Source organism: Pseudomonas sp. GL-B-19, assembly GCF_019956415.1.
GTDB lineage: Bacteria > Pseudomonadota > Gammaproteobacteria > Pseudomonadales > Pseudomonadaceae > Aquipseudomonas.
Genome location: NZ_JAHBDK010000086.1, coordinates 103,116 through 119,046 on the forward strand (window position 1 = coordinate 103,116; position 15,931 = coordinate 119,046).

Annotated in this window: 12 protein-coding genes; 6 read left to right on the forward strand and 6 right to left on the reverse strand. The window is 59.0% G+C overall.

Translation table 11 applies throughout. The features are described from left to right. Positions 1-167: 167 nt before the first annotated feature. Complete coding sequence (gene oadA, locus KGB06_RS27195; protein ID WP_223521284.1) at positions 168-1,976, reverse strand: sodium-extruding oxaloacetate decarboxylase subunit alpha; 1,809 nt, start codon at positions 1,974-1,976, stop codon at positions 168-170. A gap of 11 nt (positions 1,977-1,987) precedes the next feature. Beyond that, the gene (locus KGB06_RS27200; protein ID WP_046030798.1) at positions 1,988-3,403 is read right to left on the reverse strand and encodes an acetyl-CoA carboxylase biotin carboxylase subunit; all 1,416 of its coding nucleotides are present in this window, start codon (positions 3,401-3,403) and stop codon (positions 1,988-1,990) included. A gap of 191 nt (positions 3,404-3,594) precedes the next feature. Between KGB06_RS27200 and KGB06_RS27205 the strand changes: the two genes are divergently transcribed. Beyond that, positions 3,595-4,557, forward strand: coding sequence for a LysR family transcriptional regulator (locus KGB06_RS27205; RefSeq protein WP_223521286.1), 963 nt, complete (start codon positions 3,595-3,597; stop codon positions 4,555-4,557). On the opposite strand, the gene KGB06_RS27210 is transcribed toward KGB06_RS27205, so the two are convergent. The 3 genes from KGB06_RS27210 to KGB06_RS27220 form a co-directional block, all read right to left on the reverse strand. Beyond that, positions 4,499-4,708 carry a PA3496 family putative envelope integrity protein gene (locus KGB06_RS27210; protein WP_223521288.1) on the reverse strand — a complete coding sequence of 70 codons (210 nt, stop codon included), beginning with the start codon at positions 4,706-4,708 and terminating at the stop codon, positions 4,499-4,501. The genes KGB06_RS27205 and KGB06_RS27210 overlap by 59 nt on opposite strands. Before the next feature lie 213 nt (positions 4,709-4,921). Further along, complete coding sequence (gene hexR, locus KGB06_RS27215) at positions 4,922-5,788, reverse strand: transcriptional regulator HexR (protein ID WP_025131545.1); 867 nt, start codon at positions 5,786-5,788, stop codon at positions 4,922-4,924. Between the two features lie 135 nt (positions 5,789-5,923). Further along, positions 5,924-8,794, reverse strand: coding sequence for an EAL domain-containing protein (locus tag KGB06_RS27220; protein WP_223521289.1), 2,871 nt, complete (start codon positions 8,792-8,794; stop codon positions 5,924-5,926). A 258-nt stretch (positions 8,795-9,052) separates the two neighbouring features. Here KGB06_RS27220 and uvrD point away from each other — a divergent pair, with 258 nt between their 5' ends. From uvrD to KGB06_RS27240, 4 genes are all read left to right on the forward strand, one after another. Continuing rightward, complete coding sequence (uvrD, locus tag KGB06_RS27225) at positions 9,053-11,236, forward strand: DNA helicase II (protein ID WP_223521291.1); 2,184 nt, start codon at positions 9,053-9,055, stop codon at positions 11,234-11,236. A gap of 162 nt (positions 11,237-11,398) precedes the next feature. Beyond that, positions 11,399-11,839: an EamA family transporter gene (locus KGB06_RS27230; protein WP_223521293.1), complete on the forward strand. Its 441-nt coding sequence runs from the start codon at positions 11,399-11,401 to the stop codon at positions 11,837-11,839. 177 nt (positions 11,840-12,016) lie between these two features. After that, positions 12,017-12,892, forward strand: a complete 876-nt coding sequence (locus KGB06_RS27235; RefSeq protein WP_223521295.1) for a Tim44 domain-containing protein — start codon at positions 12,017-12,019, stop codon at positions 12,890-12,892. 139 nt (positions 12,893-13,031) lie between these two features. Next, positions 13,032-13,439: an SMI1/KNR4 family protein gene (locus tag KGB06_RS27240; protein WP_008073570.1), complete on the forward strand. Its 408-nt coding sequence runs from the start codon at positions 13,032-13,034 to the stop codon at positions 13,437-13,439. A 21-nt stretch (positions 13,440-13,460) separates the two neighbouring features. Here KGB06_RS27240 and KGB06_RS27245 read toward each other — a convergent pair whose 3' ends face one another. After that, entirely contained in the window at positions 13,461-15,224 is a 1,764-nt protein-coding gene (locus tag KGB06_RS27245; RefSeq protein ID WP_223521297.1) for a cation:proton antiporter, read from the reverse strand. A gap of 200 nt (positions 15,225-15,424) precedes the next feature. Between KGB06_RS27245 and KGB06_RS27250 the strand changes: the two genes are divergently transcribed. Continuing rightward, positions 15,425-15,907, forward strand: a complete 483-nt coding sequence (locus tag KGB06_RS27250; RefSeq protein ID WP_027926265.1) for an acyl-CoA thioesterase — start codon at positions 15,425-15,427, stop codon at positions 15,905-15,907. Positions 15,908-15,931 lie beyond the last annotated feature (24 nt).

The following is a 15,931-nucleotide window of genomic DNA, read 5'->3' on the forward strand; positions in this document are numbered from 1 at the left end:
GGAGTGAGCCTGCTCGCGATAGCGGAGTATCAGACAATGATGCCGCGGAATGTCACATCGTATTCGCGAGCAGGCTTGCACCCACATTGAGCGAGTGGAAAATCGGGCGAAAAAAAAGGGGAGCACATGCCCCCCCGAGGTTTAAGCGTTGTATCGAGGCTGTTAAATCAGCCTTCGATCTCGATCAGAATTTCGCCCGGATTCACCCGGTCGCCCTTGGCCACGTGGATGGCGGTGACTTTGCCGGCGATGGCCGATTGGACTTCGGTTTCCATCTTCATCGCTTCGGTGATCAGCACGGCTTGCCCTGCTTTCACTGTGTCGCCTTCCTTGACCAACACATCGACGATGTTGCCCGGCATGGTGGTGCTGACGTGGCCCGGCGCGGAGGCTTGCTTGCGCTTGCTGGTGCCGCCGCTGACGAATTCGTTGAGCGGTTCGAACACCACTTCTTCCGGCATGCCGTCGATGGACAGGTAGAAGTGACGCTTGCCTTCAGCCTTGACGCCGACACCGGTGATGTCGACGCGGTAGGTTTCACCGTGGACGTCGATGACGAACTCGGTCGGCACGCCTTCGCCACCGGCCGAGGCCACGCGACCGGCTTCAGGAATCGGCAGCAGCACTTCAGGTGTCAGGGTGCCGGCAGCACGTTCTTCGAGGAACTTGCGACCGATGTCCGGGAACATCGCATAGGTCAGCACGTCTTCTTCGGACTTGGCCACGGCGCCAATTTCAGCACGCAATTTGGTCATTTCCGGCTTGAGCAGATCGGCTGGACGCACGTCGATCACTTCTTCGCTGCCGATTGCCTGGCGACGCAGTTGCTCGTTCACGGTGCCCGGCGCCTTGCCGTAGCCGCCTTGCAGGTAGAGCTTCACTTCGTTAGTGATGGTCTTGTAACGCTCGCCAGCCAACACGTTGAAGAACGCTTGGGTGCCGACGATTTGCGAGGTCGGCGTTACCAGCGGCGGGAAGCCAAGGTCTTCGCGAACGCGCGGGATTTCGGCCAGCACTTCGCTCATGCGGTTCAGTGCGCCCTGCTCTTTCAACTGGTTGGCCAGGTTGGAAATCATCCCGCCCGGTACCTGGTTTACTTGAACACGGGTATCGACTGCGGTGAATTCGCTTTCAAACTGGTGGTACTTCTTGCGTACGGCGTAGAAGTACAGGCCGATCTCCTGCAGCAGTTCCAGGTTCAGGCCGGTGTCGAACTCGCTGCCTTTGAGGGCGGCAACCATCGACTCGGTGCCCGGGTGGCTGGTACCCCAGGCGAAGCTGGAGATCGCGGTGTCAATGTGGTCGGCACCGTTTTCGATGGCCTTCATTTGGCACATCGCGGCCAGGCCAGCGGTGTCGTGCGAGTGGATGAAGACCGGCAGCGATTGCTCGGATTTCAACGCTTTGACCAGTTCGCCGGTGGCGTATGGCGTCAGCAGGCCGGCCATGTCCTTGATCGCCACCGAGTCGCAACCCATGGCTTCCATTTGCTTGGCTTGTGCCACGAAGGCATCGATGGTGTGCACCGGGCTGGTGGTGTACGCGATGGTGCCCTGGGCATGTTTGCCGGCCGCTTTTACGGCTTCGATGGCAACGCGCAGGTTACGCACGTCGTTCATGGCGTCGAAGATGCGGAACACGTCAATGCCGTTGACCGCTGCCTTGGCGACGAAGGCTTTGACCACGTCATCGCTGTAATGGCGGTAGCCCAGCAGGTTCTGGCCACGCAGGAGCATTTGCAGACGTGTGTTAGGCAGCGCAGCGCGCAGTTGGCGCAGACGCTCCCACGGGTCTTCTTTCAGGAAGCGTACGCAGGCATCGAAGGTCGCGCCGCCCCAGCATTCCAGCGACCAGTAGCCGACTTTGTCGAGCTTGTCGCAGATCGGCAGCATGTCTTCAGTGCGCATGCGGGTGGCGAGCAGCGATTGGTGGGCGTCGCGCAGGATTGTGTCGGTAACGTGGATTTGTTTGCTCATTGTTATATTCCTCACAGGCCTGCGTGGGCGGCGATGGCGGCGGCGATGGCCAGGGCCAGCTCTTCGGGTTTGCGCTTGATCGAGTAGTTGGTCAGTTCAGGGTGGCTTTCAACGAAGCTGGTGTTGAACTGGCCGCTACGGAATTCCGGGTTACGCAGGATTTCCTGGTAGTACGCGGCGGTGGTCTTGACCCCTTGTAGACGCATGTCGTCGAGGGCACGCAAGCCACGGTCCATCGCTTCTTCCCAGGTCAGCGCCCACACCACCAGTTTCAGGCACATGGAGTCGTAGAACGGTGGGATGGTGTAACCGGTGTAGATCGCCGTGTCGGTCCGCACGCCGGGACCGCCGGGTGCGTAGTAACGGGTGATCTTGCCGAAACTCGGCAGGAAGTTGTTTTTCGGGTCTTCGGCGTTGATCCGGAACTGCAGCGCGAAACCGCGGTGCTGGATGTCTTCCTGTTTCACCGAAAGCGGCAGGCCCGACGCAATGCGGATCTGCTCACGCACAATGTCGATGCCAGTGATTTCTTCGGTGATGGTGTGTTCCACCTGCACCCGGGTGTTCATCTCCATGAAGTACACCTCGCCCTCGGCGAGCAGGAACTCCACGGTACCGGCGTTCTCGTAACCCACGGCCTTGGCTGCACGCACCGACAGATCGCCGATGTAGGCGCGCTGTTCCGGGGTCAGTTGCGGGCTCGGGGCGATCTCGATCAGTTTCTGGTTGCGACGCTGGATCGAGCAATCACGCTCGAACAGGTGCACCACGTTGCCAAAGCTGTCGCCGAGAATCTGCGCTTCGATGTGCTTTGGATTGACGATGCATTTTTCCAGGAACACCTCTGCCGAACCGAACGCCTTGGTGGCTTCCGAGATCACACGAGGGAACGCTTGTTCGAGTTCTTCGCGGCTGTCGCAGCGACGGATACCACGACCACCACCACCGGAGGTTGCCTTGAGCATCACCGGGTAACCAATACGGTCGCCTTCGACCAAAGCTTCGGCGATGTCCGCGACGTTGCCTTCGGTGCCCGGTGTGACCGGCACGCCGGCCTTGATCATGCTGCGGCGGGCTTCAGTCTTGTCGCCCATGCGGCGTATGACTTCAGCCGATGGACCAATGAACTTGATGCCGCGCTCTGCGCAGATATCGGCCAGTTCAGCGTTTTCCGAGAGGAATCCGTAGCCGGGATGCAATGCATCACAACCGGTTTCCACGGCCAGGTTCACCAATTTTCGCGCATTCAGGTAACCGGCCAGTGGCTCGGCACCGATGCTGTGGGCCTCGTCCGCGCGCTTCACATGCAAGGCATGACGGTCAGCGTCGGAATAGATCGCGACCGAGCGAATGCCCATCTCGGCGCAGGCACGTACGATTCGTACGGCAATCTCACCACGGTTGGCGATCAGGATCTTTTTTATCACTTTTGGAGGTTCCCTTGAGCCGGTGGTACCCACGACCTGCTAGACCAGGTCGACGCGTGACCAAATGTTTCGATTCAGTCGCAGGCCCACACTAGCCCCCACAAGGGATTAACAAAAATGAATAATAATTGGGTCAGGCATAAGTAAAGACTTATAGTTGATGCATCAGCCTGCGGCGGGAGCGACACAATATGCGTAAGTCATTGATGCGTATGACATTACGTCAATTGCAGATTTTCAATGAAGTTTGTGATTTACGATCCTACAGCCGGGCAGCCGACGAAATGTCGCTCACACAACCCGCCGTCAGCCTACAGATCCGTCAACTTGAGGAGCTGATTGGTCAGCCCTTGTTCGACTACGTCGGCAAAAAACTCTACATGACCGAGGCCGCAGAAGCACTCCAACGCGCCAGCCGGGATATTTTCGGGCGTCTGGAAAACCTCGATATGCAGCTTTCGGACATGCAAGGATCGCTGCAAGGCCAGCTGAAACTGGCGGTGGAATCCAGCGCCAAGTATTTCGTCCCGCACCTGTTTGCCGCGTTCAAACGTCAGCATCCGGAAGTAAACCTGCAACTGACGGTCGTCAATCGGGGGCAAGTGATTCGACGCCTGTCAGACAACCGCGATGACCTGGTGATCATGTCGATGGTGCCGCAGGACATGGGGCTGGAGTTCCTGCCCTTCCTCAACAACCCGATTGTTGCGGTGGCGCCACCGGATCATCCGTTGTGCCACATGGGGCCTCTGCGCTTGCAGGACCTTGAGCCCTACACTCTCCTGCTGCGCGAACCCGGTTCCGGGACGCGAATGGCTTGCGAAGAGTACTTCAAGGAAAAGCGCGTGCACTTCAACCAGACCCAGGAGGTCTCGTCAGCCGAAGCTCAACGTGAATGTGTGCTGGCAGGTCTGGGCGTAGCGCTGTTGACGCGCCACGCCCTGAACCTCGAGTTGGCGACCGGCGGATTGATAGAGTTGCCGGTCGAAGAGCTGCCGCTGTACCGCAGTTGGTGCCTGGTGCAGGCCAAAGCCAAGCGACTCTCACCGGTGGCCCACGCATTCCTTGCGTTTATCCGCAACGAGCGGGTGCAGATCAGTGCGCTGGTTGAGCGTTTCGACGCGAAGTTACCGGCGCTGCGTGCCAGTAATTGAGCTCCAGATCAGGGAAATCACCGATCTCGGCCAGCAGTTGGCGGCGTTCGCAACGATCTTCGATGGCGCGGCGAAACTCCATGCGGCGCTGATCTTCTTGCTGACGACGGGTTTTGGCGGCGCTGTTGCGTTCTTCGTAGGGCTGGGCCATTTCGAGTCTCCCAAGGCGATTACGGGAGTTTCAAGATAGGCGCGGGGGATGACGGTTTGGCGGCGGACGGGTTACAGGCAGATGAAAGTTGTCATGTTTGAGGGCGCCTTCGCGAGCAGGCTCGCTCCCACAGGAGAACGCGATCAAATGTGGGAGCGAGCCTGGTCCGGGCGGCGTTCCGACGATTAAGGTCGGAACGACCTTACGACGACGTCAGTCGTCCAGCGCTTTCACCGACTTGGGCGACAGCCGCAAGCTGCGAAGGCTGCGTTTGACGCTCTTGAGGTGGTTGACCAGGCTCGGGCCGCGCGCCATGGCCACGCCCATCGCCAACACGTCGATCACCACCAGGTGAGCAATACGCGAGGTCAACGGGGTGTAGATTTCGGTGTCTTCATGCACATCGATCGCCAGGTTGACGGTCGACAGCTCAGCCAGCGGCGTCTGGCTCGGACACAAGGTGATCAGCGAGGCACCACTTTCACGCACCAGGTTGGCCGTGATCAGCAGATCCTTGGAACGCCCGGACTGTGAAATACAGATCGCTACGTCAGACGGCTTCAACGTCACTGCCGACATCGCTTGCATGTGCGGGTCGGAATACGCCGCTGCGGTCAGCAGCAAACGGAAGAATTTGTGCTGGGCATCGGCCGCCACGGCGCCGGATGCGCCAAAGCCATAGAACTCGACGCGCTGAGCCTGGGACATGAGCGTGACCGCCCGCTGCAACTCCACCGGATCGAGCTTCTCGCGAACCTCCATCAAGGTATGCAGGGTGGTGTCGAAGATTTTCAGGCTGTAGTCGGCAACGGAATCGTCTTCATGGATCGCAAACTGGCCGAAGCTCGCGCCGGCCGCCAGGCTCTGCGCCAGCTTCAGTTTCAAATCCTGAAAACCGGAGCAACCAATGGCGCGGCAAAAGCGCACGATGGTCGGCTCGCTGATGCCGACGCTGTGGGCCAGGTCGGCCATGGAGCTGTGCATCACCGCCGCAGGATCAAGCAGCACGTGGTCGGCGACCTTGAGCTCCGACTTGCGTAAGAGGTGGCGTGACTGGGCGATGTGTTGCAGCAGATTCAAAGGGCTGGACTCTTTGTTATTGGCAGTTGCCGGGGATGTAGCAAGCTTGTAGTTATACTACAAGAATTGGCTTTTTGCCTGCTCAATGCGTAACTCGATGTCCCCATTTCAGGCGACGTGCGCTCCATGTAGCACCTACAAGGGGTTAGCGTCCTTACGTAACAGCTTGGCCAGTTCTTCGGCTTCGACCGGACGACTGATCAAATAGCCCTGCACTTCATCACAACGCTCGACTTTCAAAAACTCCAGCTGCTCCTGCCGTTCCACACCTTCAGCCACCACTTTCAGCGACAAACCATGGGCCATCGCAATAATCGCCCGGGTAATTGCCGCATCCTCGGTCCCCTCCCCCAGACCACGGATAAACGCCTGATCGATCTTCACGTAGTCCACCGGGATGCGTTTGAGGTAGCTCAGGGACGAATACCCCGTGCCGAAATCGTCAATCGCCAGCTTCACCCCCAGATCTCGCAGCTGCTGGAAGGTCGCGAGGATGTGCTCGACGCTGTCCAGCAACTGGCTTTCGGTGAGTTCCAGCTCCAGGTAGTGCGGCGCCAGGCCGGTTTCTTCCAGCACCTGGCGCACCAGACTGACCAGCTTGCCCTGACGCAATTGATGCACCGACAGGTTGACCGACACCCGGATCGGTTCAAGCCCCTGCCGCTGCCACTCGCAGGCTTGCCAGCAGGCCTGACGCAATACGAATTCGCCGATCGGGCCGATCAGGCCGATTTCCTCGGCCAGACCGATAAAATCTCCCGGCGGCACCCGACCCATGGTCGGATGATCCCAGCGCACCAACGCTTCGGCGGCGTTCAGTCGGCCCGTGGCGAGGCAGAGTTTGGGTTGGTAAAAAACTTTCAGCTGCTGTTCTTCAATGGCTTTGCGCAGCTGGTTTTCCAGCTGCAATCGCTCAAGGGTGCTGGCTTGCAGGCTTTCGGTATAAAACTGGAAGTTATCGCCACCCAAGTGTTTGGCGTGTTGCATGGCTATGTTCGACTGACTGACCAACGCAGTGATTTCCCGCGCGTTGTCCGGCAACATGCTGATGCCCATGGACGCACTGATCACCAGTTCATGACCATCAACGGTGACCGGCAAACGTAGCTTGCTCGACAAACGTTTCGCCACTCGCGCCAGGCTCGACAGGTTTGCGTAGGCATCGAACAGCACCGCAAACTCATCCCCGGAAAGCCTTGCGATCGTGTCGGCCTCTGGCAGTGCGTTGACCAGGCGTCGGGACATTTTCTGCAGCAGTTGGTCGGCGACGTCATGACCCAGGCTGTCATTGAGTAATTTGAAGCGGTCCAGATTGATGTGCAGCAATGCCAGGCTACGCCCGCCCTGACGCACGCGCTGGTGGGCCTCGCGCAGCCGTTCCCGGAACAACGAACGGTTCGCCAGGCCCGTCAGCTCGTCGTAGTGGGTCAGATAACGCATGCGCTCTTCGGATTCGCGACGGGCCGACAGATCGGCGAAGAAGCCGACAATATGACTGACGTTTCCCCTTGTATCGCGCACCACGTTCAGTTGCAGCCATTGCGGATAGAGCTCGCCATTTTTACGGGTCTCCACCAACTCGCCTTGCCAAGTCCCGTGCTGCTCCAACGCGTGATGAATTGCACCATAGTGTCGACGCGCATCGCGACTGCACGGTAACTCGACGACGTTACGGCCCAGCATGTCGTCGATGTCATAGCCGGTGACTCGGCTGAAGGCCTGATTGACCGCGATCAACGCATAATCGGGGTCGAAAATCACGATGCCTTCGCTGGCGGCTTCAAACACGGTCGCTGCCAGTTGGCGTTGGTCTTCCTGAGTCTTGGTTGCGCTGATGTCACGACGGGTGCCGACCATGCGAATCACCCGACCATTTTCGCTGCGCTCAACGGCCCTGCCGCGATCCTCAATCCAGACCCAGTGGCCATCGCCATGCCGCACGCGGTATTCGATCTGGTAGTCCTCGCTGCGGCCTTTCAAATGCTCGACCAACGTTCGCTTCAGCACCGGCACGTCTTCCGGGTGTAGACGAGGTTTGAGGTGACGAAGCATGGCCGTCACGTACTCCGGTGCCAGGCCGAACAATTCCTGGATCTGCGTGTGATGGACTTCATCGGTTTGCAGGTTCCAGTCCCACAGCCCGAGCTCGCTGGCATTCAACGCCAACGCCAGCCGCGCTTCACTCTTGCTCAGGGCCTGGTTCGCGGCGTCCAGCTCCAGGCTGCGCTGGGCAACACGGTTTTCCAGTTCGACCTGGGCTTCACGTAGTTGGTCTTCGGCGCAGCGGCGCTGGTCGATTTCCTTGGCCAGTTGGTGATTGAGTTGATCGCTACGGCTTTGCGCTTGCTGCAAGTGCTCGATCAATGCCTGATTCTGGAAGCGCCGCAGCAATCCGCGGTCGATCAAGCGGTTGATCTGCCAGGCGATCACACTCAGCGCCCCCAACAAAATCAACCCGAACCAACCCCAGCCTTGACCCTGTGCGTCGCCACCCCAGAATAAATAGATGATGGCCGGCAACAGGCAGGGCAAGGTAAAAGACAGAAACGCCGGCAGGCTGACCGCGTACGCAACGCTGGCAGAAAGGGCGGCGGCGCCGATCAGGCCGAACACCCACGCTTGCTGCATGAAATTGTCGGCGGGCACCAACGCAATACCGGCGCCGGCCAGCGTCAGGCCGGTGAAGCCTGAGCCGAGCCAAAACATACGACGCCAGATCGGATGCACCTGCCGGTCAGGAATCGCCGAATCGAAGGCCGCGACCTGAATCACCCGTAACGCCACCAGCGACAAAAGCCACACCAGCCAGACGCTGACCAGGAAATGGCGCTGCGGATTCCAGAGCAACCGGGCGCAGACCAGACCATTGATCAACATAAATAACGTGGGCAGCAGCGAGCCCTGATAAAGCAGGCGCGTGCGTTCGACCGCCATTTCCATGGCGTACTGTTTGCGGATAACCCGAGGTTCCACGGTGGGGCCCGACAGGTCGATGCTGAGGGTCATAGGCAATGTTCTTGTTCTTATAATGATGAGCATGAGCCCGAAACGTCGTCGGAGCATACACAAGCCAATGCCCTTACCAAACTGCCCCGGATCACAAATTCGACAATATTTCAGCCACCCGCCGCCCCTCCAAAACCCTTGGAGCGCGGCCCGCCAACGCCTGCGGCGAGTGACTGACCGGTCGTCCTTTGTGGATCTTTCATCGGCTAATGCAAAGCTCGGTTTGCCCGGTGTGTCAGCGCACCCTAGAATGCCCCGATGCGCGATGATCTCTCCCTTCTGCTGAACTCACTCAACGATGCCCAACGCCAGGCCGTAGCTGCCCGCGTGGGTCGTCAGTTGGTCCTGGCCGGTGCTGGTTCCGGTAAAACCCGAGTGCTGGTGCACCGTATCGCCTGGTTGATCCAGGTCGAAAACGCCTCGCCCCACTCGATCCTGTCGGTGACCTTCACCAACAAGGCCGCGGCCGAGATGCGTCAGCGCATCGAGCAGCTGATGGGGCTCAACCCGGCCGGCATGTGGGTTGGCACCTTCCACGGCCTGGCGCACCGCTTGCTGCGTGCGCACTGGCAGGAAGCCGGCCTGAGCCAGACCTTCCAGATCCTCGACAGCGATGACCAGCAACGGCTGGTCAAGCGGGTGATCCGCGAGCTGGGCCTGGACGAACAACGCTGGCCGGCCCGGCAGGCCCAGTGGTTCATCAACGGGCAAAAAGACGAAGGTCTGCGCCCGCAACATATTCAAGCCAGCGGCGACCTGTTCCTGGCAACCATGCGCAGCATTTATGAGGCTTACGAGGCTGCTTGCCTACGCGCTGGCGTTATCGACTTCTCCGAATTGCTGCTGCGTGCCCTCGACTTGTGGCGCGATCACCCGGGCTTGCTGGCCCATTACCAGAAGCGCTTCCGGCACATTCTGGTGGACGAGTTTCAGGACACCAACGCCGTGCAGTACGCCTGGTTGCGTTTGCTGGCCAAGGGCGGCGACAGCCTGATGGTGGTGGGCGACGACGATCAGTCGATTTACGGCTGGCGTGGCGCGAAAATCGAGAACATCTATCAGTACTCCGACGACTTCCCGGATGCCGAGACCATTCGTCTGGAGCAAAACTACCGTTCCACGGCCGGGATCCTCAAAGCGGCCAACGCCCTGATTGCCAATAACACCGGGCGCATGGGCAAGGAGCTGTGGACCGATGGCGGCGAAGGCGAAGCGATCAACCTGTACGCCGCGTTCAACGAACACGACGAAGCACGTTATGTAGTGGAAACCATTGAAAGCGCGCTGAAAACCGGCTTGGCCCGTAGCGATATCGCGATTTTGTACCGCTCCAACGCCCAATCGCGCGTTTTGGAAGAAGCCCTACTGCGCGAGCGCATTCCGTACCGCATCTATGGCGGTCAGCGCTTCTTCGAGCGGGCAGAGATCAAGAACGCCATGGCTTACCTGCGCTTGCTGGAAGGCCGTGGCAATGATGCTGCGCTGGAGCGAGTGATCAACGTCCCGGCCCGTGGCATCGGCGAGAAAACCGTCGAAGCGATTCGCGACCACGCCCGTCACAGCGATGTATCGATGTGGGAAGCCATGCGCCTGCTGGTGGCTAATAAAGGCCTGACCGGTCGCGCTGCTGGCGCGCTCGGCGCCTTTATCGAGCTGATCGAGAATCTCGCCGCCAAGTGCATGGAAATGCCCCTGCACCTGATGACCCAGACGGTCATCGAGCAATCAGGGCTGATTGCCTATCACCAGGCGGAAAAAGGCGAGAAAGGCCAGGCTCGGGTAGAAAACCTTGAGGAACTGGTCAGCGCGGCGCGCAACTTCGAAAACGCGGAAGAAGACGAAGACCTGACGCCGCTGGCGGCGTTCCTTGGCCATGCATCGCTGGAAGCCGGCGATACTCAGGCCGAGGAGCACGAAGACAGCATTCAGCTGATGACCTTGCACAGCGCCAAGGGCCTGGAATTCCCTTACGTGTTCCTGGTGGGCATGGAAGAAGGTCTGTTCCCGCACAAGATGAGCCTGGAAGAGCCCGGCCGTCTTGAGGAAGAACGCCGTCTGGCCTACGTCGGCATCACCCGTGCCATGAATAATCTGGTGATGACCTATGCTGAGACCCGACGCCTGTACGGCAGCGAAACCTACAACAAGGTGTCGCGTTTCGTACGGGAAGTGCCCAAAGGCCTGATTCAGGAAGTGCGGCTGTCCAACAGCGTCAGCCGTCCATTCGGCGGCGGTCAGCAGCAGAGTTCCAGCAGCCTGTTTGGCGGCAGCGAGATCCCGGACACCGGTTTCAGTCTCGGCCAGACTGTGCGGCACTCGGTGTTCGGCGATGGCGTGATCCTGAATTTCGAAGGCGCCGGCGCTCAGGCACGGGTGCAAGTGAATTTCAGCGAAGGCAGCAAATGGCTGATGCTCGGTTACGCCAAGCTGGAAGCTATTTAAGGGCTATCTGATCAGCTTTTCTGTGGGAGCGAGCCTGCTCGCGATTGGGATCGCTGCGGTGTATCTGTTAAATCGCGGTGTGGCTATCGCGAGCAGGCTCGCTCCCATAGGGTTTTGTGTTGATCCATACTTCAGCAGGCTGATCTTACAAGGCGCGAAATAATGGGCTCAGGCTTCTTTTCTTCCTGGACATTCTGGGCCCTGATGTCGGCGGCGTTTGCCGCCATGACCGCGATTTTCGCCAAAATCGGCATCGAAAACGTCAATTCCGACTTCGCCACCCTGCTACGCACTGTGGTGGTATTGGTCAGCCTGGCCTTGATTTTGTACGCCACGGGCCAATATCAGTCATTAGGATCGATCTCCGCCAAGAGCTACCTGTTTCTGTTGCTGTCGGGACTGGCCACCGGTGCCTCGTGGATCTGCTACTTCCGCGCGCTGAAACTGGGGCCGGCTTCGTTGGTCGCTCCGGTGGACAAACTCAGCGTGGTGCTGGTGGCGGTGCTCGGCGTGGTCCTGCTGGGCGAAAAACTCGACCTGCGCCAATGGGGCGGAATCGGACTGATCACGGCCGGTGTGGTCTTGCTCGCGCTGCGACGCTAGGCATCTTTCCTACAGAACTATCCATTCGTCCTACGGACCAAAGTAAAAGGCCTTATTGCGCTGACTGAAGCTGAACGCAACCTGTCAGGCAAAAGCCCGAAACACTCTGCCGCTAGCCAGTAACACTTCAGCTGTGCAACATGGCGCGCGTGCCATCCACAAATGGGATTACCCTTTATGAAACGTTTTCTTAGCATCGCCATGGCGTTGTGCATCGGCCTGACGATGAGCCTCGACGCCAACGCCAAGCGCTTTGGTGGCGGCAAGAGCTCCGGCGCTGCGCCGACTCACCAGACCAGCCAAATGGCACCTTCTTCTCCAGGCATGGGCGGCGCTGCGGCGACTGCTGGTGCTGCCGGTGCCGCAGGCGCTGCCGCCAAGGCTGGCGGTGCTTCGCGCTGGCTCGGCCCTCTGGCCGGCATCGCTGCCGGTGGCCTGCTGGCTTCCATGTTCATGGGCGGCGGCTTCGAGGGCATGCAGATCTTCGACATCCTGATCATGGCGGTCATTGCCTTCCTGGTCTTCCGCTTCATCGCCGCTCGTCGTCGCAAGCAGCAGGAGCACATGGCTCCGGCTGGCCACGCGCCGATGCAGCGTGAAGTGTTCGAGAACAAGCCTGCTGGCGGTTCGATCTTCGGCGGTTCGGCTGCACCGGTTGCCGCTCGTCCGGTAATCAATGCTCCGGCCTGGTTCAATGAAAAGAACTTCATTGAAGCGGCCCGCAACCACTTCCAGTCCCTGCAGCAACACTGGGACGCTAACGAAATGGACAAGATCGCCGAGTTCGTGACCCCGCAGCTACTCGAGTTCCTCAAACGCGAACGCGCTGACCTGGGCGAAGGTTTCCAGTCGACCTACATTGATAACCTCAATGTTCAACTGGACGGCGTGGATGACCGTGCCGACAAGACCATCGCCACCCTGACCTTCAGCGGTGTGTCGAAGACCTCGCGCTTCGACCAGGGCGAAGTGTTCAGCGAAAGCTGGAACATGGAACGTCCACAGGGCGAAAACCAGCCGTGGCTGGTGGCCGGTATCCGCCAGAACGGCTGATCCCCCTTGCGTTAAGTATGCTGTAGTAAAAAAAACCCCAGCCTCGGCTGGGGTTTTCTATTTCGCGGTTGCATCTATAGCGAGCTACTGTATAAACCGCCCCAACTAAACCGCGCCATCAAGCAAGAGGATCCCGGACGTGGAAGAAATCATTGAACAACTGCGTGAAGCCAACGAACCGGTACCGGTCCCCTTGGAACTGCCTGACGAAGATCAGATCGTGGAAATCGAAGAACAACTGTTCATCGACATCCCGTTCGTCTTCAGAGAATTTTTGCTGACCGTCAGCGACGTGGTCTACGGCAGCCTGGAGCCGGTGACCGTCACCGACCCGCAATCCCACACCTACCTGCCGGACGTTGCCGCCAACGCCTGGGACGCTGGCGTCGATCGCAGCATGATCCCGATCTGCCAGGACGGTGACAACTACTACCTGGTCGAAGAAGACGGCACCGTGGTGTTGTGGTTGGCCGAGGAAGAACTGCTCGCCGAAGAAACCTGGGAATCCGTGTGGCACTGGGCGCGGGATGTCTGGCTGGAAAGCTGAAACGCCTGCTGCTCCGCGTGGTTAATGCCCGGACGATTGCTTGTGGTTTTCCAGGGTTTCGAGCAAGGCCACCTGCATCCGCGTATGTACGCGGATGAACCAGCGCCAGAGCAATGCCGCGACGGCGGCAGCGACCACGATGATCAATACCAGCAACTTGTTAGTCGGCAGAATACTGGCCGACAGGGCTGCCAGTAGCAGGAAAATCACCAGCAGCGAGAGGATCGGAATCACTTCGGCGATCACCCGACGCACTCGCTGCGTGTGACGGCCTGCCATCTCCGGCTTCACCCCCATCTCTGCCAACAGCAGCGACAGCGCCTTGAGCTTGCGATAGGCGGCGATCAGGAACGGTAGCGACAACAGCAGTGCCCCACCCCAAATCAAAGCTTTCTGCCAACTCGGGTCGCTGATCCAATCTTCCAGCCAGGCAGACATGCGCTCGGCGAAATACGCGCCCGAGAAAAAAATCGCAATCACCAACGCCAGATTGACCCCCACCTGCAACAAAATCCGCCGAATCATCGACGCCAGCAGCGCGCTCTCGCCTTGCGGCTGAATGCTGCGCAGCCACTCGCCATACATCCCCAAAACCCTGCCCAGCCGTTGCGGCATCACGCCAGCAAGCTTGATCGATAGCGGATCGGCCGCGCGGATCAGGTACGGTGTCAGCAGCGTGGTAATCACCGAAACAGCCACGGCGACCGGATAGAGGAAGTTGCTGGTGACCTGCAGCGTCATGCCCAGTGCGGCGATGATGAAAGAAAACTCGCCAATCTGTGAAAGCCCCATCCCCACACGCAGTGAGGTGCGCCCATCATTCCCGGCGATAAAGGCGCCAAGACCGCAGGACAACATCTTCCCAAGCACCACAGCCACGGTAATGACCGCAATCGGCCAGGCATATTGCAGCAGGATCATCGGATCCAGCATCAGGCCGATGGCGACGAAGAAGATTGCACTGAACAAGTCACGAACCGGTTCAATCAAACGCTCTATTTTCAACAGCTGTCGCGATTCAGCCATGATCGCGCCAATCAAGAACGCGCCGAGCACCATGCTGTACTCCAGCTTCACCACCAGCAGACAGAAACCGAAACACAGGCCGAGCACGGTGATCAGCAGCATCTCGTTGCTTTCGAATTTGGCCACGTACGCCAGCAGCCGTGGCACCAGCAAAATCCCGATGACCAGCGCGACAATCATGAAAAGCGAGAGCTTGCCGACCGTGGAAAACACTTCGCCGGAGCTGACCGTGCCGCTGACCGCAATGCTCGACAGCAACGCGATGATGCCGATACCGAGGATGTCCTCGACGATCAGCACACCGAAGATCAATTGCGCGAAGCGCTCGTTCTTCATCTTCAGGTCGTTGAGTGCCTTGACGATGATGGTGGTCGAGGAAATCGCCAGGATCGCGCCGAGGAACAGCGAGTCCATGGTGTTCCAGCCGAACCAGCGACCGATCTCGAAACCGATCCAGATCATCAGCACGATTTCCAGGAACGCCGCGATAAACGCCGTGGCGCCGACCTTGAACAGCTTGCGCAGGCTAAATTCCAGGCCGAGGCAGAACATCAGGAAAATAACCCCTAGTTCCGCGAGGGTCTTGATGGTGTCTTCATCGTGAATCAGGCTGAACGGCGGCGTGTGCGGACCGATGATGAAACCGGCGACGATGTAGCCCAGCACCACCGGCTGTTTGAAGCGATGGAACAACACAGTCACCATGCCCGCGATCAACATGATCACCGCCAAATCCTGAATGAAACTGATGTCATGCATGGCGCGGAGCTCCTCAGGGGACTTTTGGAGGTTAACACCACGACTTCCGTCGCAAAGGCGGTGCAATATATGGAAACAGATCGGCCCAGGCGTGACGGCAGCCACCTGCCCGGCGTCCCGATAACTGTTGGTTTGAAAAAGCTGACAAGGCACCCGCAGAGGTGCGCCCCTGAAATTGCGCCTTGAACCGTGAGAACGCTATGGAACCCGGAAACGCACAACTGTCGATGACGGTATTGATGACCCCTGACATGGCCAACTTCTCTGGCAATGTCCACGGCGGCACCTTGCTCAAATACCTCGACGAAGTCGCGTATGCATGCGCCAGCCGTTATGCCGGTCGCTACGTGGTGACTCTGTCGGTGGACCAGGTTATTTTCCGCGAGCCGATTCATGTCGGCGAATTGGTGACCTTTCTGGCTTCGGTCAACTACACCGGCAACACCTCCATGGAGGTGGGCATCAAGGTCGTGACCGAGAACATCCGCGAGCGCTCGGTGCGCCACACCAATAGCTGCTTTTTCACCATGGTCGCGGTGGATGACAACCGCAAACCCGCTGTCGTCCCGCCGCTGCAACCGCATAACAGCGAAGAAAAACGCCGCTTCATCCAGGCACAGCAGCGTCGGCAGATTCGTCAGGAGCTGGAAAAGCGGTATCAGGAAATCAAGGGTGATGCCTGAGATCTGTGACCCGTTTTAGATAGC